The organism is Vibrio harveyi NBRC 15634 = ATCC 14126 = KCTC 12724, assembly GCF_001591145.1.
GTDB classification, from domain to species: domain Bacteria; phylum Pseudomonadota; class Gammaproteobacteria; order Enterobacterales; family Vibrionaceae; genus Vibrio; species Vibrio harveyi.
This window is the reverse complement of record NZ_BCUF01000003.1, coordinates 181,728-202,198: the sequence shown is the minus strand read 5'-3', so window position 1 is coordinate 202,198 and position 20,471 is coordinate 181,728. Positions and strand designations below refer to the sequence as shown.

The 20,471-nt window shown below is 46.0% G+C and carries 19 protein-coding genes; 17 read left to right on the top strand and 2 right to left on the bottom strand.

What is annotated here, in order from left to right; genetic code table 11:
- Positions 1–159: 159 nt before the first annotated feature.
- Positions 160–1,335 (bottom strand): 2-octaprenyl-3-methyl-6-methoxy-1,4-benzoquinol hydroxylase, encoded by a 1,176-nt coding sequence (locus tag VHA02S_RS03000; RefSeq protein ID WP_038898531.1) that lies wholly within the window; start codon positions 1,333–1,335, stop codon positions 160–162.
- A 258-nt stretch (positions 1,336–1,593) separates the two neighbouring features.
- Here VHA02S_RS03000 and miaB point away from each other — a divergent pair, with 258 nt between their 5' ends.
- From miaB to lnt, 5 genes are all read left to right on the top strand, one after another.
- Positions 1,594–3,018 carry a tRNA (N6-isopentenyl adenosine(37)-C2)-methylthiotransferase MiaB gene (gene miaB, locus VHA02S_RS02995; protein WP_005438595.1) on the top strand — a complete coding sequence of 475 codons (1,425 nt, stop codon included), beginning with the start codon at positions 1,594–1,596 and terminating at the stop codon, positions 3,016–3,018.
- 73 nt (positions 3,019–3,091) lie between these two features.
- Entirely contained in the window at positions 3,092–4,189 is a 1,098-nt protein-coding gene (locus VHA02S_RS02990) for a PhoH family protein (protein ID WP_005447495.1), read from the top strand.
- Positions 4,190–4,191: 2 nt separating this feature from the next.
- Entirely contained in the window at positions 4,192–4,656 is a 465-nt protein-coding gene (ybeY, locus tag VHA02S_RS02985) for an rRNA maturation RNase YbeY (RefSeq protein WP_005425552.1), read from the top strand.
- A 106-nt stretch (positions 4,657–4,762) separates the two neighbouring features.
- Positions 4,763–5,662, top strand: a complete 900-nt coding sequence (corC, locus tag VHA02S_RS02980) for a CNNM family magnesium/cobalt transport protein CorC (protein WP_005425551.1) — start codon at positions 4,763–4,765, stop codon at positions 5,660–5,662.
- 37 nt (positions 5,663–5,699) lie between these two features.
- Entirely contained in the window at positions 5,700–7,220 is a 1,521-nt protein-coding gene (gene lnt, locus VHA02S_RS02975; RefSeq protein WP_017818929.1) for an apolipoprotein N-acyltransferase, read from the top strand.
- Between the two features lie 50 nt (positions 7,221–7,270).
- On the opposite strand, the gene VHA02S_RS02970 is transcribed toward lnt, so the two are convergent.
- Positions 7,271–7,741 carry a zinc ribbon-containing protein gene (locus VHA02S_RS02970; protein WP_005447499.1) on the bottom strand — a complete coding sequence of 157 codons (471 nt, stop codon included), beginning with the start codon at positions 7,739–7,741 and terminating at the stop codon, positions 7,271–7,273.
- A gap of 155 nt (positions 7,742–7,896) precedes the next feature.
- Here VHA02S_RS02970 and leuS point away from each other — a divergent pair, with 155 nt between their 5' ends.
- The 12 genes from leuS (at position 7,897) to lipA (ending at position 20,467) form a co-directional block, all read left to right on the top strand.
- Complete coding sequence (gene leuS, locus VHA02S_RS02965) at positions 7,897–10,470, top strand: leucine--tRNA ligase (RefSeq protein WP_009697741.1); 2,574 nt, start codon at positions 7,897–7,899, stop codon at positions 10,468–10,470.
- 171 nt (positions 10,471–10,641) lie between these two features.
- Positions 10,642–11,199, top strand: a complete 558-nt coding sequence (locus tag VHA02S_RS02960; RefSeq protein WP_009697740.1) for an LPS-assembly lipoprotein LptE — start codon at positions 10,642–10,644, stop codon at positions 11,197–11,199.
- Positions 11,200–11,204: 5 nt separating this feature from the next.
- Positions 11,205–12,224 (top strand): DNA polymerase III subunit delta, encoded by a 1,020-nt coding sequence (gene holA, locus VHA02S_RS02955; RefSeq protein ID WP_038898529.1) that lies wholly within the window; start codon positions 11,205–11,207, stop codon positions 12,222–12,224.
- Positions 12,225–12,314: 90 nt separating this feature from the next.
- Positions 12,315–12,632, top strand: a complete 318-nt coding sequence (gene rsfS / locus VHA02S_RS02950; RefSeq protein ID WP_009697738.1) for a ribosome silencing factor — start codon at positions 12,315–12,317, stop codon at positions 12,630–12,632.
- A 4-nt stretch (positions 12,633–12,636) separates the two neighbouring features.
- The gene (gene rlmH / locus VHA02S_RS02945; RefSeq protein ID WP_005447517.1) at positions 12,637–13,107 is read left to right on the top strand and encodes a 23S rRNA (pseudouridine(1915)-N(3))-methyltransferase RlmH; all 471 of its coding nucleotides are present in this window, start codon (positions 12,637–12,639) and stop codon (positions 13,105–13,107) included.
- Positions 13,108–13,136: 29 nt separating this feature from the next.
- Positions 13,137–15,062 (top strand): penicillin-binding protein 2, encoded by a 1,926-nt coding sequence (gene mrdA, locus VHA02S_RS02940; protein WP_005447519.1) that lies wholly within the window; start codon positions 13,137–13,139, stop codon positions 15,060–15,062.
- Entirely contained in the window at positions 15,062–16,183 is a 1,122-nt protein-coding gene (rodA, locus tag VHA02S_RS02935; protein WP_005447521.1) for a rod shape-determining protein RodA, read from the top strand. Before mrdA ends, rodA begins: the two co-directional genes overlap by 1 nt.
- Before the next feature lie 3 nt (positions 16,184–16,186).
- Positions 16,187–16,990 (top strand): septal ring lytic transglycosylase RlpA family protein, encoded by an 804-nt coding sequence (locus tag VHA02S_RS02930; protein ID WP_009697737.1) that lies wholly within the window; start codon positions 16,187–16,189, stop codon positions 16,988–16,990.
- Between the two features lie 92 nt (positions 16,991–17,082).
- A complete protein-coding gene (locus VHA02S_RS02925; RefSeq protein WP_005447533.1) occupies positions 17,083–18,261 on the top strand; it encodes a serine hydrolase in 1,179 nt (392 codons plus the stop codon).
- A 126-nt stretch (positions 18,262–18,387) separates the two neighbouring features.
- Positions 18,388–18,666: a DUF493 family protein YbeD gene (gene ybeD / locus VHA02S_RS02920; protein WP_005384135.1), complete on the top strand. Its 279-nt coding sequence runs from the start codon at positions 18,388–18,390 to the stop codon at positions 18,664–18,666.
- Positions 18,667–18,842: 176 nt separating this feature from the next.
- Entirely contained in the window at positions 18,843–19,505 is a 663-nt protein-coding gene (gene lipB / locus VHA02S_RS02915; protein WP_005447534.1) for a lipoyl(octanoyl) transferase LipB, read from the top strand.
- Entirely contained in the window at positions 19,502–20,467 is a 966-nt protein-coding gene (lipA, locus tag VHA02S_RS02910; protein ID WP_005447535.1) for a lipoyl synthase, read from the top strand. Before lipB ends, lipA begins: the two co-directional genes overlap by 4 nt.
- Positions 20,468–20,471 lie beyond the last annotated feature (4 nt).

The window sequence follows — 20,471 nt, the reverse complement described above, 5'->3', positions numbered from 1 at the left end:
TCTTAAGAAACCCAGCATTAGTTTGCTGGGTTTTTTCTTTTTTCTGATTCTGGACTCGGTAGATCTCTGATTTATCGAATTAAAAAAGCGAGCTCATGGCTCGCTTTTTTTCTATCTATTGCTTTCCTATCGACCGCTTTCTATGTGCTCAGAAGTCTTTTACATACCTAGCGCATACTTCAATACTTGCGCTTTGATCGGTCCTGAGTTTTCCGCCAGCTTCAATGCTGCATTACGAGCGAACTTCAATGGACCTAAATCATTACTAAAGCCTTTGTAGAACACATCCATGCCCGTTTGCATTAACAAGTTATCTGGTCGACGAGCGCGCTCATACTTGGCGAGCAAAGCATCATTAAGTTGCTCTTGCTGATTGGTAACCGAAAGCAGAACATCAACATCTTTGAAGCCGAGATTCACACCTTGCCCAGCAAGTGGGTTGATTGTATGAGCAGAATCCCCCATTAACACGCAATTCTTGTTTGAATAGCTTTGGGCATGGCGACGAGTGAGTGGGAATGAGCCAAATTGTAAAACTTCAATATCGCCTAACTCAGCAGGGAAATGACGTAGGATCTCCTCTTTTAACTGAGGTTTCGTCATCGCACACAATTGTTTAATGCGTTTTGGCGAGTCATACCACACCAGCGACCCCTGCCCGACTTCTTTACCATCCTCAGTTAGTGAGCATAACGGCAAGAACGAACGTGGACCTGAGGGAGTAAATTGCTGCCAAGTGATGTCTTGTTGAGGAAGTTCGGTTTTTACGTTGATCAACATGCAGTGTTGACGGTAATCCCATGCGGTTACGCCAATACCCGCCAATTGACGAACTTTCGAGTTCGCGCCATCAGCGCCAATCACCCAATTAGCTTCAAACTGCTCGCCGCTTTCTAGCGTTACACAGTTTACTTCGGCAAATTGAATATCTTTCAATCGCTCTGGGCACATCACCGTTAAGTTGTCGTATTGTGCGAAAGTTTGCCAAAGCCCCAGTTGGATTAGGCGGTTTTCAACAATGTATCCTAACTGCTCCAATGACAGTTCATCAGAGTGAAAACGAGTACGGCACTCAGGATGTTCCCACGTTTCCAAACGACGATAAGGGCACGCACGCATGCTTTCAATCGCGGACCATGCACCTAATGAATCAAGTAGCTTCACCGACTGATGAGAAATCGCGGAAACGCGAATATCCAACGCTTGAGAAGACTCAAACGCCTTTGGCTCTGCGCCTTCTACCATTACAACGCTTCTGCCTTGCTTGGCAAACCCAACAGCCACCGCTGCCCCGACCATGCCGCCACCGATTACGGCGATGTCATACTTGTTCATTTTTTGCTCTTCATCATATTGATTAATTGGCGTTTTTTAATTGTACGTTCCATGGCTATTTTTACAAAATTGTTTAACAAAAAACCTTGCTGTATATAGGGCAAAAAACTAGATTTCATCAGGGTTTGCAGAGAATTCGTCAGATCACTAGTCAGGTGCTTTTTAAAGCAGTACAATACGCCGCTTACCGCCGAGATGGCGGCTATAATTTGAGCAATAGCTCTCCGATTTAAGTACAACTGAACGAGCGAAAGTGAGATGAGTAAGAAACTGCTAATTAAAACCTGGGGCTGCCAGATGAACGAATACGATTCATCAAAAATGGCCGACCTGCTTAATGCTGCAAACGGCTATGAGCTGACCGAAGAGCCAGAGGAAGCAGACGTACTTCTACTTAACACCTGTTCGATCCGTGAAAAAGCGCAAGAGAAAGTTTTCCACCAGCTTGGTCGTTGGAAGACACTAAAAGATAAAAAACCTGGCGTAGTTATCGGCGTAGGTGGTTGTGTAGCAACTCAAGAAGGGGATCACATCCGTCAGCGTGCTCCATACGTTGACGTAATTTTTGGTCCACAAACTCTTCACCGTCTTCCTGAGATGATTAAACAATCTCAATCGGATGAAGCACCAGTAATGGACATTTCATTCCCAGAAATCGAAAAGTTTGACCGTCTACCAGAGCCTCGTGCTGAAGGTGCAACGGCATTCGTTTCTATTATGGAAGGCTGTTCTAAGTACTGTACTTACTGTGTAGTACCGTACACTCGTGGTGAAGAAGTAAGCCGTCCAATGGATGACGTACTGTTCGAAATCGCCCAACTAGCAGATCAAGGCGTACGTGAAGTAAACCTACTAGGTCAAAACGTAAACGCGTACCGTGGTCCTATGCACGACGGTGAGATCTGTTCATTTGCAGAACTGCTTCGTTTGGTTGCGTCTATCGATGGTATTGATCGTATCCGCTTTACAACAAGCCACCCATTAGAGTTTACTGATGACATCATCGCAGTATACGAAGACACACCTGAGCTAGTAAGCTTCCTTCACCTACCGGTACAAAGTGGTAGTGACCGAGTGCTGACTATGATGAAACGTCCTCACACTGGGATTGAGTACAAATCGATCATCCGTAAACTGCGTAAAGCACGTCCTGATATCCAAATCAGTTCAGACTTTATCGTTGGTTTCCCTGGTGAAACAGACAAAGATTTCCAAGACACAATGAAGCTAATCAAAGACGTAGACTTTGACATGAGCTTCAGCTTCATCTTCTCTCCACGTCCAGGTACGCCAGCGGCAGACTACCCTTGTGACCTATCAGAGCAAGTGAAGAAAGAGCGTCTATACGAGCTACAACAAACCGTAAATGCACAAGCAATGCGCTACTCTCGTCTAATGCTAGGCACTGAGCAACGCGTTCTGGTTGAAGGTCCTTCTAAGAAGAACCTAATGGAGCTACGCGCTCGTACAGAAAACAACCGTGTAGTAAACTTTGAAGGTAGCGCAGACCTAATTGGTCAATTCGTTGACGTGAAGATTACGGATGTATTTGCTAACTCGCTACGTGGTGAGCTAGTACGTACAGAAAAAGACATGGACCTTCGTAGTGTGATTTCACCAACGCAAATGATGGCGAAAACACGTCGCGAAGATGAGCTAGGTGTAGCTACTTTTACGCCATAAGCTCGTACAAATAGCCATTGAGAGCCTGGTCGTTATCAGGCTCTCGTTAAGTGGCATAAAATGAGAGGCAACATTGAGCAATAAAATCGTAACGCTAGAAATCAATCTAGAACCTTCAGACAACCGCCGACTAGCAAGCCTGTGCGGTCCATTCGATGACAACATCAAGCATTTAGAACGTCGTCTAGGCGTCGAAATTAACCACCGTAGCGACCTTTTCACCATTGTCGGTAAACCTCATACCGCAGCTGCTGCGCTGGATATCCTGAAAACCCTTTACGTAGACACCGCTCCTGTCCGCGGCGAAACGCCTGATATCGAACCAGAGCAGATCCATCTGGCAATCAAAGAATCAGGTGTACTGGAGCAAAACACCGAGTCACATTTCGAACACGGTAAAGAAGTCTTCGTTAAAACGAAAAAAGGCGTGATCAAGCCTCGTACACCAAATCAGGGTCAATACCTGATGAACATGGTGACGCATGATATCACTTTCGGTATCGGCCCTGCTGGTACAGGTAAAACTTACCTCGCGGTTGCAGCAGCCGTCGACGCACTAGAGCGCCAAGAGATCCGCCGTATTTTACTTACTCGTCCAGCGGTTGAAGCGGGCGAGAAACTGGGCTTCCTACCTGGTGATTTGAGCCAGAAAGTCGACCCATACCTACGCCCTCTCTACGATGCCCTATTTGAAATGCTGGGCTTTGAGCGCGTAGAAAAGCTGATTGAACGTAACGTGATTGAGGTAGCACCTCTTGCTTACATGCGTGGTCGTACTCTAAACGACGCCTTCATCATTCTTGATGAGAGCCAAAACACCACCGTCGAGCAGATGAAGATGTTCCTAACGCGAATTGGCTTCAACTCTCGTGCGGTTATCACTGGTGACGTCACACAGATTGACTTACCTCGCGGCGCGAAATCAGGTCTTCGTCATGCCATTGAGGTACTGAGCGAAGTTGACGACATCAGCTTTAACTTCTTCCAAGCTGACGACGTAGTGCGCCACCCAGTGGTTGCTCGTATCGTTAACGCTTATGAGAAGTGGGAAGCGCAAGACCAGAAAGAACGTAAAGAGTTCGAAAAACGCCGTCGTGAAGAGCGTGATGCCAAATTGCTAGAAGCAGCAAAAGCAGAACTGAGCGCACAAGTCGCGGCAACTAAGGAATAACCATGGCAATTGAACTTGATTTGCAACTGGCAGTCGAAAATGAAGAAGGCTTACCTTCTGAGCAAGATTTCCAATTGTGGCTAGATAAGACCATTCCTCTTTTCCAACCACAAGCGGAACTGACGATTCGTATTGTCGACGAGCAAGAAAGTCACGAGCTAAACCACGAATACCGTGGTAAAGACAAGCCGACCAACGTGCTATCTTTCCCATTCGAAGTACCACCGGGTATGGAAATGGACCTACTGGGCGATTTAATAATCTGTCGCCAAGTCGTTGAAAAAGAGGCAGTAGAGCAGAACAAGCCTCTACTAGCACATTGGGCGCATATGGTTGTACATGGCAGCTTGCATCTGCTAGGTTATGACCATATCGAGGATGATGAAGCTGAAGAGATGGAATCCCTCGAGACAGAAATCATGCAAGGTATGGGTTATGAAGACCCATATATTGCTGAAAAAGAGTAGCTTTGGTTGCTCGACAGGGAAAGGCGAACTACCCAGATAACCATCTCGTACTCGTCTTTCTATGTGAGCTATCACACATCTGATAGCGTTACTTAATTGAGAAACAATGAACGAAGATAATTCTCCCTCTTCTAATGAAGGCAAGAAAGAAAAGGCAGAAGGTCCGAGTAGAAAGTCCTTCTTTGAACGTCTAGGTCAACTATTTCAAGGCGAACCAAAAGACCGCCAAGAGCTTGTGGATGTGATCCGCGACTCTGAAATCAATGACCTGATTGACCACGACACCCGCGACATGCTTGAAGGTGTAATGGAAATCTCCGAAATGCGCGTGCGTGACATCATGATCCCGCGTTCGCAAATGGTTACTGTTGAGCGCACAGACGATCTTGATACTTTGATCGCACTGATCACTGATGCTCAACACTCTCGCTACCCTGTGATCAGCGAAGATAAAGACCATGTGGAAGGCATTCTACTAGCGAAGGACTTACTCAAATACTTGGGCTCAGGCAGTAACCCATTTGATATCGAAGAAGTGATTCGACCAGCAGTCGTAGTACCGGAAAGTAAACGTGTAGACCGCCTGCTAAAAGAATTCCGTGAAGAACGTTATCACATGGCGATTGTTGTCGATGAATTCGGCGGTGTTTCTGGTCTTGTAACTATCGAAGATATCCTTGAAGAAATCGTAGGGGATATTGAAGATGAGTTCGATGATGATGAAGAAACCGATATCCGTAAGCTGAGCAAACACACGTTTGCTGTCAGAGCTCTGACAACCATTGAAGAGTTTAATGAGACATTCGGTACCAACTTCAGTGATGAAGAAGTGGATACCGTTGGCGGCATGGTAATGACTGCTTTTGGTCACCTACCATCGCGTGGCGAAGTCGTGGATATTGAAGCATACAGCTTCAAAGTAACGGCAGCCGACAACCGTCGTGTCATTCAACTTCAAGTGACGATTCCAGACGAAGAAAAGCTGGTTGAAGCCACTCAAGAGTAACGCGATACCCTAACATCGGGAATATCAGAAAAATAAAATGATGAATGTACTCTTTCATCGCCTCAAGCGGCCCTTAGTGGCCGCTTTTGTTGGCGCCTCCACTACCCTAGCATTTGCTCCTTATCAGCTATGGCCGCTTGCCATACTTAGCCCTGCTATCCTACTTATTCTTCTTGCAGACCAATCACCTAGGCGTGCGCTTTGGATCGGTTATTCATGGGGTTTAGGGCAATTTGCGACAGGAGTAAGCTGGGTTTACGTTAGCATTGCAGGCTTTGGCGGCATGCCGCTGATTGCAAACCTATTCCTCATGGGCTTGTTAATCGCCTACCTATCCATATACACCGGTTTATTTGCGTGGCTCACTAACAAGTTTTTCCCTGAATTTACCCTAAGCAAAGCATTGCTTGCTGCTCCTGCGTTATGGCTAGTGACCGACTGGCTGCGTGGCTGGGTTATGACAGGTTTCCCTTGGCTATGGCTTGGCTATAGTCAAATTGACGCACCATTTGCCAGCTTTGCACCCATCGGTGGTGTAGAACTACTAACACTGTTCATCATGATCAGTGCTGGTGCATTGGCGTATGCTTGGATTCACAAGCAATGGTTAATGATCATCATCCCTGCGGTACTGTTAAGTGCAGGCTTTGGTATTCGCCAATACGATTGGGTAACTCCTCGCATTGAAGACACAACCAAAGTAGCGCTGATCCAAGGTAACGTTGACCAGAACCTAAAATGGCTACCGAGCCAACGCTGGCCAACCATCATGAAATACGCAGACCTCACTCGTGAGAACTGGGATGCTGACATCATCGTATGGCCAGAGGCTGCCATTCCTGCATTTGAAATTGAAGTCCCGTCGTTCTTGAGAAACATCGATACTGCGGCGAAAATGAACAACAGCGCCATTATTACGGGTGTGGTAAACCAAGGAAAAGACGGTCAATTCTACAACAGCATTTTATCGCTGGGTGTAAATCCATACGGTGATTACAGCTTTGATATGGACAAGCGCTACCACAAGCACCACTTACTTCCGTTTGGTGAGTTCGTGCCGTTTGAAGACGTATTGCGCCCACTTGCACCATTCTTCAACTTGCCAATGTCTTCCTTCAGCCGTGGCGATTTCATTCAGCCAAACATCGTGGCGAATGGAAAGCACATGGATCCTGCACTGTGTTATGAAATCATCTTTAGCGAACAAGTTCGTCAGAACGTGACCGACGATACTGATTTCATTCTAACGCTTTCTAACGACGCTTGGTTCGGTCATTCAATTGGTCCACTACAGCACATGGAAATCGCTCGAATGCGTGCTCTAGAGCTGGGTAAGCCACTTATTCGTTCGACCAACAATGGCGTAACCGCAGTGACCGACCATAAAGGTAAGGTGATTGAACAAATCCCTCAATTTGAAACCGCAGTGCTTCGCGCAGAACTTGTTCCTACCGATGGTCAAACTCCGTATCGCATCGTCGGCACTTGGCCTCTGTATATTTGGGCTGGATTAAGTTTGATGTTGGCTTGGTGGTTATCAAGGAAGAAAAAGTCATAAGTGAAAAAGAGGCTCTTAGGCCTCTTTTTTTACGTTTGTTAAAGCTGTTCTTATGGCTTGAGAGACTGACGACTAAAGCCAGTATGATTGCACTTAATGCATGGAATGATCACAGTTGGGTGGTTATATGTCGTCTTATGACCACATTCATCGCAGACCAATGTGCCAAGTCCAATCACCTCTCCCGCCTCATAAAGACCTTGATGTTCTAAGTCATCAAACAGTTCAACCCACTCCACTTTGGTTCGGTCTGTAATTTCGAGCAAACCTTGCCAAACGGAATCGGCAATTGTGAGATAGAAGGGTCCACTCTTACCTTCTTCATAGCTATCAGAAAACTCTTTTAAATCGGCTTTGACATAAGCTGATATCAGTGAGAGTTCGTCTTTGGTCATGTCGTTGGCAGCATCCACCACTTTGCCCGACGTTTCGAATACTTTGTTAACTTCATCCGGACTGTGCTTCAAGGTTTCAATCACATCCTCGAGCATTTCCTCATAACCTGCTTTACGTTTAGGCATAACTGACCTCCATCTTTCTACTACCAAGCACCATTTCAAGGCGTATGGGTACAGATTGGCTATTGTTGTGATCCCTAGCTTTAGGTATTCTATGACGATCTATTTAAGTCTGTTCTAACCGAACTCACAAATTCCAAGATAACCGGATACCATCGATGCAAGAACAATACAATCCACAAGACCTTGAACAGAAAGTTCAAAAGCACTGGGATGACAACAAGACCTTTGTTGTAAGTGAAGACCCAAATAAAGAAAAATTCTACTGTCTATCCATGTTCCCATACCCAAGTGGTCGACTGCACATGGGTCACGTGCGCAACTACACCATCGGTGACGTAGTATCTCGTTTCCAACGCCTACAAGGCAAAAACGTAATGCAACCAATCGGTTGGGATGCATTTGGTCTACCTGCAGAAAACGCGGCAGTGAAAAACAACACTGCACCTGCACCATGGACTTACGAAAACATCGAATACATGAAGAACCAACTTAAGCTTCTTGGCTTTGGTTACGATTGGAACCGTGAATTCGCAACATGTACACCTGAGTACTACCGTTGGGAACAAGAGTTCTTCACTAAGCTTTACGAGAAAGGGCTGGTTTACAAAAAGACTTCTTCTGTTAACTGGTGTCCAAACGACCAAACTGTTCTTGCGAACGAGCAGGTTGAAGATGGCTGCTGCTGGCGTTGTGACACTCCAGTAGAGCAAAAAGAAATTCCTCAGTGGTTCATTAAGATCACAGAATACGCTCAAGAGTTGCTGGACGATCTAGACAAACTTGAAGGTTGGCCAGAAATGGTGAAAACCATGCAGCGCAACTGGATCGGCCGTTCTGAAGGTGTTGAGCTCAAGTTTGAAGTCAAGGGTCAACAAGACCTAGAAGTTTACACAACACGTCCAGACACGCTAATGGGCGTCACTTACGTTGGTATCGCTGCAGGTCACCCTCTAGCGACTATCGCGGCTGAGAACAACCCAGAACTTGCTGCGTTCATCGAAGAGTGTAAGAACACCAAAGTAGCAGAAGCTGAACTGGCGACAATGGAGAAGAAAGGTATGGCGACTGGCCTTACTGCTATTCACCCATTGAACGGTCGTGAAGTTCCTGTTTACGTAGCAAACTTCGTACTGATGGACTACGGTACAGGCGCTGTAATGGCAGTACCTGCACACGACCAACGTGACTTCGAGTTCGCAACTAAGTACGGTCTAGACATCGTGCCTGTTATCAAGCCGGTTGATGGCAGCGAGCTAGACATCTCTGAAGCGGCATACACTGAGAAAGGTGTACTGTTCGATTCAGGTGAATTCGACGGTCTAGAATTCCAAGCGGCATTCGATGCAATCGCAGCGAAGCTAGAAGCAGAAGGCAAAGGCACTAAGACAGTTAACTTCCGTCTACGTGACTGGGGTGTATCTCGCCAACGTTACTGGGGTGCACCAATCCCAATGGTAACCACTGAAGACGGTGAAGTTCACCCAGTACCCGCTGACCAGCTACCTGTTATTCTTCCAGAAGACGTAGTAATGGATGGCGTTACTAGCCCAATTAAAGCAGACAAAGAGTGGGCAAAGACAACCTTTAACGGCGAACCTGCTCTACGTGAGACAGATACATTCGATACGTTCATGGAGTCTTCTTGGTACTACGCTCGTTACTGTTCACCACAAGCTGATGACATCCTAGATCCAGAAAAAGCAAACTACTGGCTACCAGTAGACCAGTACATCGGTGGTATCGAGCACGCTTGTATGCACCTACTGTACTCTCGCTTCTTCCACAAACTGCTGCGTGATGCGGGCTACGTAACGTCTGACGAGCCGTTCAAGCAACTACTGTGTCAAGGCATGGTACTAGCGGACGCGTTCTACTTCGAGAACGAGAAAGGCGGTAAAGAGTGGGTTGCACCAACTGACGTTAAAGTTGAACGTGACGGTAAAGGTCGCATCACTTCTGCAACGGATAACGAAGGTCGCAACGTTGAACACTCAGGCATGATCAAAATGTCTAAGTCTAAGAACAACGGTATTGACCCTCAAGAGATGGTAGACAAGTACGGCGCAGACACAGTACGTCTATTCATGATGTTCGCGTCTCCAGCAGACATGACACTTGAGTGGCAAGAGTCTGGCGTAGAAGGTGCTAACCGCTTCCTGAAACGTGTTTGGAAACTAGTAAACGAACACACATCAAAAGGTGCAGCAGAAGCAGTAGATGCAGCAGCACTTTCTGGTGACCAAAAAGCTCTTCGTCGTGACGTTCACAAAACTATCGCGAAAGTGACTGATGATATTGCTCGTCGTCAAACGTTCAACACAGCAATCGCTGCAATCATGGAACTGATGAACAAGCTAGCGAAAGCGCCTCAAGAATCTGCGCAAGATCGTGCAATCCTTGATGAGGCTCTAAAAGCTGTTGTTGCAATGCTTTACCCAATCACTCCGCACATCTCATACGAACTATGGGCTGCGCTAGGTGAAGCAGACATCGACAATGCTGTATGGCCAACGTTCGACGAGAAAGCACTTGTTGAAGACGAGAAGACTATCGTTGTTCAAGTTAACGGCAAACTGCGTGCGAAACTGACTGTAGCGGCTGACGCAACGAAAGAACAAGTTGAAGAGCTTGGTCTAAATGACGAAAACGTTACTAAGTTCACAGATGGTCTAACAATCCGTAAAGTAATTTACGTACCAGGTAAACTGTTGAACATCGTTGCTAACTAGTCTTTCACGACAAACGATACGTAGTTAGCAATAACTCAAAGCAGAGCGAACTTATTCGCCTGTAAAGAGTCATTAAACAGGGTAGTTCGCTACCCTGTTTATTTACCTCAAGCCATTCATGCTGAGTGGTTTAAGGTAAATAACCCCTTCAATTTAGGATGAATACAATCAATGCGCTTTTTCTCTTTGATTAAACTACCAGTGGTATTGGTATTAGCGGGGCTTCTTTCTGCCTGTGGTTTCCACCTTCGTGGCGAATACTCGGTTCCGGAAGAACTGCATACCATGTCTTTCACTAGCTACGATGAATACAGCCCATTGACGCGTTATATTCGCGCTCAACTTGAATTGAACAAAGTAGATTTAGTACAACCATCTTCAAGTACACCAAATCTGCACCTGATCGAAGCGACTATCGACGAACGTACACTATCGCTGTACCAAAACAGTCGTGCGGCAGAGAAAGAACTTACTTATGTAGTGAAATACCGTGTGACCATTCCTGGCTTCGGTGCAAAAGACTTCAAAACAACCGTAAACCGCAACTACCTTGATAACCCATTAACAGCATTGGCGAAGTCGGTAGAGCGTGACGTTATCGAAGACGAAATGCGTCAACAAGCGGCGAGTCAAATGATGCGTCAGCTAGGTCGAGTTCGTGCGGAATACGAACAAGGTCAACCTACCCCTGATGTGATGAAGACTAACTCTACGAACACTAACTCTTAATCAGAATGCGAATTTTTGCCGACAAGCTGGCTGACCATCTAGCGAAACACATCAAACAGGTTTACCTGATTTTTGGTAATGAACCTCTGCTGATTCAAGAAAGTCGCCAAGCGATCCAAACAATGGCGCACCAGCAAGGTTTTGAAGAAAGACACCGTTTCGCGGTTGACGCTAGTTTAGATTGGAACCAAGTATATGATTGTTTCCAAGCACTAAGCCTATTTTCCAGTCGCCAACTAATTGAACTTGAGCTACCAGAAAGCGGCGTAACGACAACAGTTAGTAAAGAACTGCAAACCCTATGTGAAATGCTACACGACGACATTATGCTGGTGATCGTGGGCAGTAAACTGACAAAAGCCCAAGAAAACGCAAAATGGTTTAAAGCGCTGAGTGCAAAAGGTGATTGGGTAAGCTGCCAAACACCAGATCTGCAACGTTTGCCGATCTTCGTACAGGCTCGTTGCCGCACATTAGGGCTAAAAGCAGATCAGCAATCACTGCAAATGTTGGCACAGTGGCATGAAGGGAACTTGTTCGCGCTCTCACAAAGCTTAGAGAAGCTCGCTTTACTCTACCCAGATGGCGAACTGACGGTTGTGCGTCTTGAAGAAGCCTTGAGCCGACACAACCACTTTACGACTTTCCATTGGATTGACGCTCTCCTTGCTGGGAAAGCCAACCGAGCACAACGCATTTTGCGCCAGCTTGAAGCCGAAGGCACAGAGACAGTCATCCTTATCCGTAGTGTACAGAAAGAGTTCAACCAATTACTTAACATGCATCGAGACCTTACCCAAATGGGCATGAGTCAGGTGTTTGAAAAGCATCGAGTGTGGCAAAATAAACGCCCATTCTATAATGCTGCGCTGACTCGCCTGTCAGCCTCAAGAATTTGTGCCCTTTTATCCTTGCTCACACATGCTGAGATAAAAGCCAAAACCCAATACGATGAATCTGTGTGGCCAACTATCCATCAATTGAGCCTAGAAACCTGCTCTCCTGATATTAAGCTGGCAATTTAGCTTTCAAAGCGTGATATAGTGCGCGACCAGTTTTAACTCAACGAGATTAAAACGCCCACAGACAAAAAAGAAAATACCGAGGAAAACCGAGTGCTTCGCGAAGAACTTAAAGACTTTTTAGCCGATAAAGCCGACGACATGAAAGCGGAAGAGATTGTTATTCTGAATGTTGAAGGCAAATCAAGCGTGACAGATTACATGATCATTTGTACTGGCACGTCGAAGCGTCACGTTTCATCTATCGCTGATCACGTTGCATCTGAAGTGAAGAAAGCTGGTCTAGAGCCACTAGGTATGGAAGGCGAAAATGAAGGTGAATGGGTTGTCCTAGACATGGGCGACGCAATGCTTCACGTGATGCAAGAAGAGCATCGCGAGCTATACCAACTAGAAAAACTCTGGGGTTAATCTTTTGAAAATTCAACTAATTGCCGTTGGCACCAAAATGCCAAAATGGGTCGAAGAAGGTTTTCAAGAATACCGTCGTCGCTTCCCACATGATATGCCACTTGAGTTGGTTGAAATCCCTGCGGGTAAACGTGGCAAAAATGCAGACATCGCACGCATCTTACAAAAAGAAGGCGAAGCGATGTTGGCTGCGGTACCTAAAGGTGCGCGTATCGTCACTCTCGATATTCCAGGGAAAAAGTGGGATACCCCACAGCTAGCAGAACAGCTAGAAGCATGGAAACTAGATGGTCGTGACGTGTCGATCCTAATCGGTGGTCCTGAAGGCTTAGCGCCAGCTTGTAAAGCCGCAGCAGATCAAAGTTGGTCACTGTCAGCACTGACACTACCACACCCACTTGTGCGTATCGTGATGGCAGAGAGTTTATACCGAGCGTGGAGCATTACTGCTAACCACCCTTACCACCGCGAATAATCGCTACTTAGCTGTAGAGACAAGCGTTAATGATTCGTAAACGCCGCAGTCAAATTCGAGATTACCAAGCAGAAGCGCGTCTATTTTCTAGTCGCGCTATTGTTGCATTTATAGGTATCGTAATTTTGATGGGCTTGCTGGTTGCCAACATGTACAACATTCAGGTAAACCAGTTCCAAGACTATAAAACCCGTTCTAATGACAACCGCATTAAAGTGGTTCCTATTGCACCAAACCGTGGTTTGATCTACGACCGCAATGGTGTTCTGCTCGCTGAAAACCGCCCCGTCTTTAACCTGGAACTGACCCCAGAAAAAATCAAAGACATTGACGGCACCATCAAAGAGCTACAAACCATCCTTGAAATCACACCAGAGCAAATCGAACGCTTCCAACGTGAGCGTAAGCGTACTCGTCGCTTCAAGTCAGTTCCGTTGTTGACTCAATTGGATGAAAACCAAGTTGCTGTTTTCTCTGTCAATCAATACCGTTTCCCGGGCGTTGAGATTAGCGCTACGCTAAAGCGTTACTACCCATTCAGCGAAGTACTGACCCATGTGATTGGCTATGTTTCTCGTATTAACGACCGCGACATGCAGCGCTTAGTGCGCGAAGAAAAAGACGCCAACTACCAAGCAACTCGTGACATCGGTAAGTTAGGTATCGAGAAGTACTACGAGGACCTATTGCACGGTACGGCGGGTTACCAAGAAGTGGAAGTAAACAGCCGCGGACGTGTCATTCGTACTTTGAAATACGTTCCACCTGTGCCAGGTAAAGACATCGTCTTAAACCTCGATATCAACCTACAGCTCTATGTGCATCAGTTATTAGATGGACGTCGTGGTAGCGCGGTAGTGCTCGACCCTCGAGACAATGGTGTATTAGCTATGGTTTCTAGCCCAAGCTACGATCCAAATGCGTTCGTACACGGGATCTCAGGTAAAGCATACCGAGCACTATTAAACGATAAAAACCGTCCATTGGTGAACCGCACAACGCTTGGCATTTACCCACCAGCTTCAACCATCAAACCCTTCATTGCTGTAGCGGCTCTGGAAGAAGGTGTTGTGACACCGAAAACCACCCGAAACGATCCTGGTTACTGGCGAATTCCAAATTCAGATACTCGTCCATTCCGTGACTGGCTACGTTGGGGTCATGGTCGCGTCGACATCATCAAATCAATTGAAGAATCCGTCGATACCTTCTTCTACCAAATTGCCTACGACATGGGCATTGATCGCCTATCGAATTGGATGATGATGTTTGGTTTTGGCGATTATACGGGCATCGACATTTACGAAGAAAGTAAGGCAAATATGCCAACTCGTGAATGGAAAATGGCTCGTCATAAAACACCTTGGTACAAGGGCGACACTATCCCTGTTGGTATTGGGCAAGGTTACTGGACAGCAACACCAATGCAGATAGCGAAAGCGACCTCAGTATTGGTTAACGAGGGCGCTGTAACAGCACCTCACTTGCTAAAAGCAACCATCGACAACGGTGGCGACTTTGAGGAGCAAGAAAGCTCTGAATACGAAACCTACCCTCCTATCCAAAATGTGCCAGACAAATACTGGAATATGGCGAAGGAAGGCATGCGTTTGGTTAACCACGGTCCAAAAGGTACTGCTCGTCGCTCTTTCTATAATATGGATTACCAAACTGGTGGTAAGTCAGGGACCGCTCAGGTATTTGGTCTTGCAGAAGACGAAGAGTACAACGCAGATGAAGTCGCAGAACACTTACGTGACCACGCGTTGTTTACCGGTTTTGCGCCATTCGATGATCCAAAAGTTGTCGTATCAGTGGTACTGGAAAACGCAGGTGGTGGTTCGAGTAACGGCGCGCCTGTTGTGAGAAAGATCTTCGACCGTGTCATCCTTGGTCCTGAAAAAATCGAGTCAGATGAAGAACAAAACAATGCGAAGAAAGAGGTAGCGCAGTGATGAAAATGGATCCCTCTACAGGCAAAAACCGTGCTCTGTTTGAACGCTTCCATATCGACTTGCCGTTGTTACTCGGCATCTTTGCTTTGATGGGCTTTGGTCTTGTCATCATGTACAGTGCCAGTGGTCAAAGTTTGGCGATGATGGATCGTCAAGCAATGCGCATGGTGCTATCACTGGTTGTCATGATCGTATTGGCACAAATCTCGCCCAGAACCTATGAGAGCCTTGCTCCATTAATGTTTGTTGGTGGCGTTATTCTGTTGTTTGGCGTGCTCTTCTTTGGTGAAGCCTCCAAAGGCGCCCAACGCTGGCTCAATCTTGGCTTTGTTCGTTTCCAGCCCTCAGAGCTCCTTAAGCTTGCCGTACCTTTAATGGTGGCGCGCTACATCGGTCGTCAACCACTTCCTCCGACGTTCAAAACGCTCATTGTTGCACTAATCATGGTTTGCCTACCAACCATTCTTATTGCAAAACAGCCAGACCTTGGTACTTCAATTCTGATCGCCGCTTCTGGTATTTTCGTTATCTTCCTTGCGGGTATTAGTTGGAAAATCATTGCCGCAGCCGCCATTGCTCTGGGTGGTTTTATTCCTATTTTGTGGTTCTTCCTGATGCGCGAATACCAAAAGGTACGTGTGCGCACTCTATTTAATCCAGAGTCAGACCCTCTTGGTGCCGGCTATCACATTATCCAAAGTAAGATAGCAATCGGCTCTGGTGGTATTTCAGGCAAAGGTTGGCTGCAAGGTACACAATCTCAATTAGAATTTCTTCCAGAGCGACACACTGACTTTATCTTTGCAGTAATCGCTGAGGAATGGGGTATGATTGGCTTCCTTTGCCTATTAGCCATCTACCTATTTATTATCGGTCGAGGTCTCTACCTCGCAAGCCAAGCACAAACAGCGTTTGGTCGAATGATGGCGGGCAGTATTGTACTCAGCTTCTTCGTGTATATTTTTGTAAATATCGGCATGGTAAGTGGCATCCTACCTGTAGTAGGCGTACCTTTACCGTTGATCAGTTATGGTGGTACTTCAATGGTGACACTGATGGCTGGTTTTGGCATTCTTATGTCGATCCATACACACCGAAAAGCATTCTCTAAGGCGACCTAGACCATGCAAAAACGCGCTTTATATTCCTTAGTTTTTTCTGCTTTGATTTTGGCGGGTTGTTCATCCACCGATCAAAAAACGCAGGAAGGACGTTATGAACTTGAATCTGATGTAGCTCCAGAAAAGCCATTATCAGTCGAGCACATTGAGGATGCGCACCCAAAATACGAACCATACAGCTTAGGTGGTAACAGCGATTACAACCTTCGAGGTTCAGACTACAAAATCGTTCGTGATGCAAAAGGCTTTACGGAAAAAGGTCGTGCCTCTTGGTACGGCAAGAAGTTCCAAGGTCATTTAACCTCGAATGGCGAGATTTACGACATGTACTCGATGACTGCTGCGCACAAAACGCTGCCATTACCGAGCTACGTGAAAGTCACCAATACCGACAATGGTAAATCCACGGTTGTGCGAGTTAACGACCGAGGTCCTTTCCATGAGGGTCGCATCATTGATTTGAGCTACGCGGCAGCTTACAAGCTTGACGTAGTGAAAACTGGGACGGCGAACGTAGAGATCGAAGTCATCATGGTGGATAAACCGACCGATGAAAAGTCGTTAGCGGCCCATCCTAAGTACGTCATTCAGGTTGCTTCTTCAAAATATGAAGATCGAGCGCGAACTTTAGGCCAAGAGCTTGGTCAAAAGCTGGATACGGAAACTTTCTTGGAGTCCACGGAAGGTTCGTATCGCTTGTTGTTAGGCCCATATACTGACTATTCTCTGACGCAAGCCACACTGGATAAAGTAAAGTTGCTCGGCTATTCGTCCGCATTTATTAAAAAACACAAAACTGGCAAATGACCTTGGTGTCATGATTTTCTATGCAGAGCCCCTCTTACATAAGTGGGGATTCTGTTAAGATGTCGACAGTTAACCAAAAAATTTGAATTACCATGAATAAAAATAAGTTTGTGAAATCTATTCTCGTTTCTTCGGTTGCACTATCAGCAACCATCGCTCAATCTGCTTTTGCTTCACCAGTTGTTGTCCCAGATGCTCCTCAAATCGCAGCCAAAGGCTACGTACTTATGGATTACAACTCAGGTAAAGTTCTGGCTGAGAAAGAGATGAACACAAAATTGTCTCCTGCTAGTCTGACAAAAATGATGACCAGCTACGTAATTGGCCAAGAGCTAGCGCGTGGTAATATTTCAGAAGACGATGATGTAACCATCAGTAAGAATGCTTGGGCGAAAAACTTCCCTGACTCTTCAAAAATGTTCATTGAAGTTGGCACGACGGTAAAAGTAAAAGACCTGAACCGTGGCATCATCATCCAATCTGGTAACGATGCCTGTGTGGCAATGGCTGAACACATTGCTGGTTCAGAAGATGCATTCGTTGATCTAATGAATGCTTGGGCGGATACGATCGGTATGACGAACACGCACTTTGCGAACGTTCACGGTCTAGACAACCCTAACCTATACTCAACACCTTACGATATGGCACTGCTTGGTAAAGCACTGATCCGTGACGTACCAGACGAGTACCGTATTTACTCTCAAAAGAAATTCACTTACAACGGCATCACTCAGTACAACCGTAACGGTCTACTGTGGGATAAGAGCATGAATGTTGACGGTATCAAAACGGGTCACACAAGCAATGCTGGTTATAGCCTAGTAAGCTCTGCAACAGAAGGTCAAATGCGCCTAGTTGCGGTTGTGATGGGAACAAAAGATGCGAATGCACGTAAATCAGAAAGTAAAAAGCTTCTGAGCTACGGTTTCCGTTTCTTCGAAACAGTGGCACCTCATAAAGCGGGTGAAACTTTCGTAGAAGAAAAAATCTGGATGGGTAACAAAGACACCATTGCTCTGGGTCTTGATCAAGATACCTACGTAACCCTACCTCGCGGCGAAGCAAAGAACCTAAAAGCAAGCTTCGTACTTGAAAAAGAACTTGAAGCCCCAATTAAGAAAGGTGATGTAGTTGGTAAGCTATACTATCAAATTGATGGTGAAGATATTGCTGAGTACCCACTAATGGCACTGGAAACAGTAGACCAAGGCAGCCTATTTAGCCGCATGTGGGACTACATCGTATTGTTGTTTAAGAGCTTCTTCTAACAGTCGCTTCTGACCAACAAACAAGTCTACAAAGCCGCCAACTAGGGCGGCTTTGTTAATCTTGAGTTCACCCTAATTTGACTGTACTATTTCGCACCGCAACGAATACCAACTGGAGTTACCGATATGCTAACCATCAACTCTGATGCAAAATTGAAAGACCTGCTTGAGTTCCCTTGTTCATTTACTTACAAGGTAATGGGTCATGCAAAGCCTGAGCTTCCAGAGCTAGTTCTAGAAGTTATCCAGCGCCATGCTCCAGGTGACTACAGCCCAACAGTAAAACCAAGTGCTAAGGGCAACTACCACTCGGTGTCTATCAACATCACTGCAACGTCTATCGAGCAAGTTGAAACCCTATACAAAGAACTGGGTGAAATCGACATCGTACGCATGGTTCTATAATTTTTTGATAAATTAAATTTTTTTTGAAAGCAGCTTCGGCTGCTTTCTTTTTATTTATCATACAGATAATACAAACCACTCGAACTTTCAGTTAAAAATCTGTTACTCAGCTGTAGAGCATCAGGGTCATCCGGTTTATAATCCAAAAACTTTATATATTATCGACAGGAATTCCCATGCAACACCAACTTGTTGTGAAACGACTTGGACGCCAAGATTATGAGCCTGTATGGAAGGCGATGCATGAGTTTACTGACCAACGCACAGACGACACGCCTGATGAAGTTTGGTTGGTAGAACATAACCCAGTATTCACTCAAGGTCAGGCAGGTAAAGCCGAGCACCTGATTAATACCGGAGATATTCCTGTTGTTCAAAGCGATCGTGGCGGTCAGGTGACTTATCATGGTCCGGGTCAATTAGTCGCGTACTTCTTGATCAACCTACGTCGCAAAAAATTAGGAGTGCGAGATCTCGTTACGCACATCGAGAACCTCGTTATTAACACTCTTAAGGCATACAATATCGATTCTGCTGCACGACCTGATGCCCCTGGCGTTTATGTCGGCGGTAAAAAAATATGTTCTCTCGGACTTCGCATTCGAAAAGGGTGCTCATTCCACGGTCTAGCGTTGAACGTTAATATGGACTTAGGTCCTTTTTTACGTATTAACCCATGTGGCTACGAAGGAATGGAGATGGTTCAAGTCAGCCAAGTTGGCGGTCCTGAAGACATCGAAGCCGTGGAAAAACAACTAATACAAGAACTCGTTACTTTGCTTGATTACGAGCAAGTAGATTTCAGCACAGAAGCACCTTCTCAAGGTAACAAAGCATGAGCAAACCAATCCAGATGGAAAAAGGCGTTAAATACCGCGACGCCGACAAGATGGCATTGATTCCCGTAAAGAACATGCCAACAGAGCAGAAAGAAGTGCTACGTAAGCCTGATTGGATGAAGATCAAGCTACCAGCCGACAGCCAACGTATTCAAGACATCAAATCAGCAATGCGTAAGAACAACCTTCACTCTGTATGTGAAGAAGCGTCTTGCCCTAACCTAGCTGAGTGTTTTAACCACGGTACGGCAACTTTCATGATCCTTGGTGCGATCTGTACTCGCCGTTGTCCTTTCTGTGACGTTGCCCATGGTCGTCCTCTTGCTGTTGAAGCTGAAGAACCAAAGAAACTTGCGAAAACCATCGCAGACATGAAACTGAAGTACGTTGTAATCACTTCTGTTGACCGTGATGATTTGCGTGATGGTGGTGCAGAGCATTTTGCTAACTGTAACCGTGAAATTCGCGAACTAAACCCGCACATCAAGATTGAAACTCTGGTTCCTGACTTCCGTGGTCGTATGGACGTGGCACTTGATCTTATGAAAGACAACCCGCCGGATGTCTTCAACCACAACCTAGAAACCGCCCCTCGTCTTTACCGTAAAGCTCGCCCAGGCGCGAACTACAAGTGGTCATTGCAATTGCTGCAAAAATTCAAAGAGCAGCATCCAAATGTACCGACGAAATCAGGTCTAATGATGGGTCTTGGTGAAACCAAAGAAGAGATCGTCGAAGTACTAAAAGATCTTCGTGCACATGGCGTAACTATGCTGACACTTGGTCAGTACCTAGCACCAAGCCGTCACCACTTGCCAGTAGAACGTTACGTTCCACCTTCAGAGTTTGATGAGCTAAAAGAGATTGCACTAGAACTTGGCTTCACCCACGCGGCGTGTGGTCCATTTGTTCGCTCTTCTTACCATGCTGATATGCAGGCCCAAGGTATTGAAGTGAAATAAGCTC

What these genes read in the sequence shown, in the direction of transcription:
- lnt (WP_017818929.1), top strand. Translation starts at nt 5,700, where the DNA reads ATGATGAATGTACTCTTTCATCGCCTCAAGCGGCCCTTAGTGGCCGCT.
- mrdA (WP_005447519.1), top strand. Translation starts at nt 13,137, where the DNA reads ATGATTCGTAAACGCCGCAGTCAAATTCGAGATTACCAAGCAGAAGCG.
- ybeY (WP_005425552.1), top strand. Translation starts at nt 4,192, where the DNA reads ATGGCAATTGAACTTGATTTGCAACTGGCAGTCGAAAATGAAGAAGGC.
- VHA02S_RS02970 (WP_005447499.1), bottom strand. Translation starts at nt 7,741, where the DNA reads ATGCCTAAACGTAAAGCAGGTTATGAGGAAATGCTCGAGGATGTGATT.
- VHA02S_RS02925 (WP_005447533.1), top strand. Translation starts at nt 17,083, where the DNA reads ATGAATAAAAATAAGTTTGTGAAATCTATTCTCGTTTCTTCGGTTGCA.
- VHA02S_RS02930 (WP_009697737.1), top strand. Translation starts at nt 16,187, where the DNA reads ATGCAAAAACGCGCTTTATATTCCTTAGTTTTTTCTGCTTTGATTTTG.
- corC (WP_005425551.1), top strand. Translation starts at nt 4,763, where the DNA reads ATGAACGAAGATAATTCTCCCTCTTCTAATGAAGGCAAGAAAGAAAAG.
- ybeD (WP_005384135.1), top strand. Translation starts at nt 18,388, where the DNA reads ATGCTAACCATCAACTCTGATGCAAAATTGAAAGACCTGCTTGAGTTC.
- holA (WP_038898529.1), top strand. Translation starts at nt 11,205, where the DNA reads ATGCGAATTTTTGCCGACAAGCTGGCTGACCATCTAGCGAAACACATC.
- lipA (WP_005447535.1), top strand. Translation starts at nt 19,502, where the DNA reads ATGAGCAAACCAATCCAGATGGAAAAAGGCGTTAAATACCGCGACGCC.
- lipB (WP_005447534.1), top strand. Translation starts at nt 18,843, where the DNA reads ATGCAACACCAACTTGTTGTGAAACGACTTGGACGCCAAGATTATGAG.
- leuS (WP_009697741.1), top strand. Translation starts at nt 7,897, where the DNA reads ATGCAAGAACAATACAATCCACAAGACCTTGAACAGAAAGTTCAAAAG.
- VHA02S_RS03000 (WP_038898531.1), bottom strand. Translation starts at nt 1,335, where the DNA reads ATGAACAAGTATGACATCGCCGTAATCGGTGGCGGCATGGTCGGGGCA.
- miaB (WP_005438595.1), top strand. Translation starts at nt 1,594, where the DNA reads ATGAGTAAGAAACTGCTAATTAAAACCTGGGGCTGCCAGATGAACGAA.
- rodA (WP_005447521.1), top strand. Translation starts at nt 15,062, where the DNA reads ATGAAAATGGATCCCTCTACAGGCAAAAACCGTGCTCTGTTTGAACGC.
- VHA02S_RS02960 (WP_009697740.1), top strand. Translation starts at nt 10,642, where the DNA reads ATGCGCTTTTTCTCTTTGATTAAACTACCAGTGGTATTGGTATTAGCG.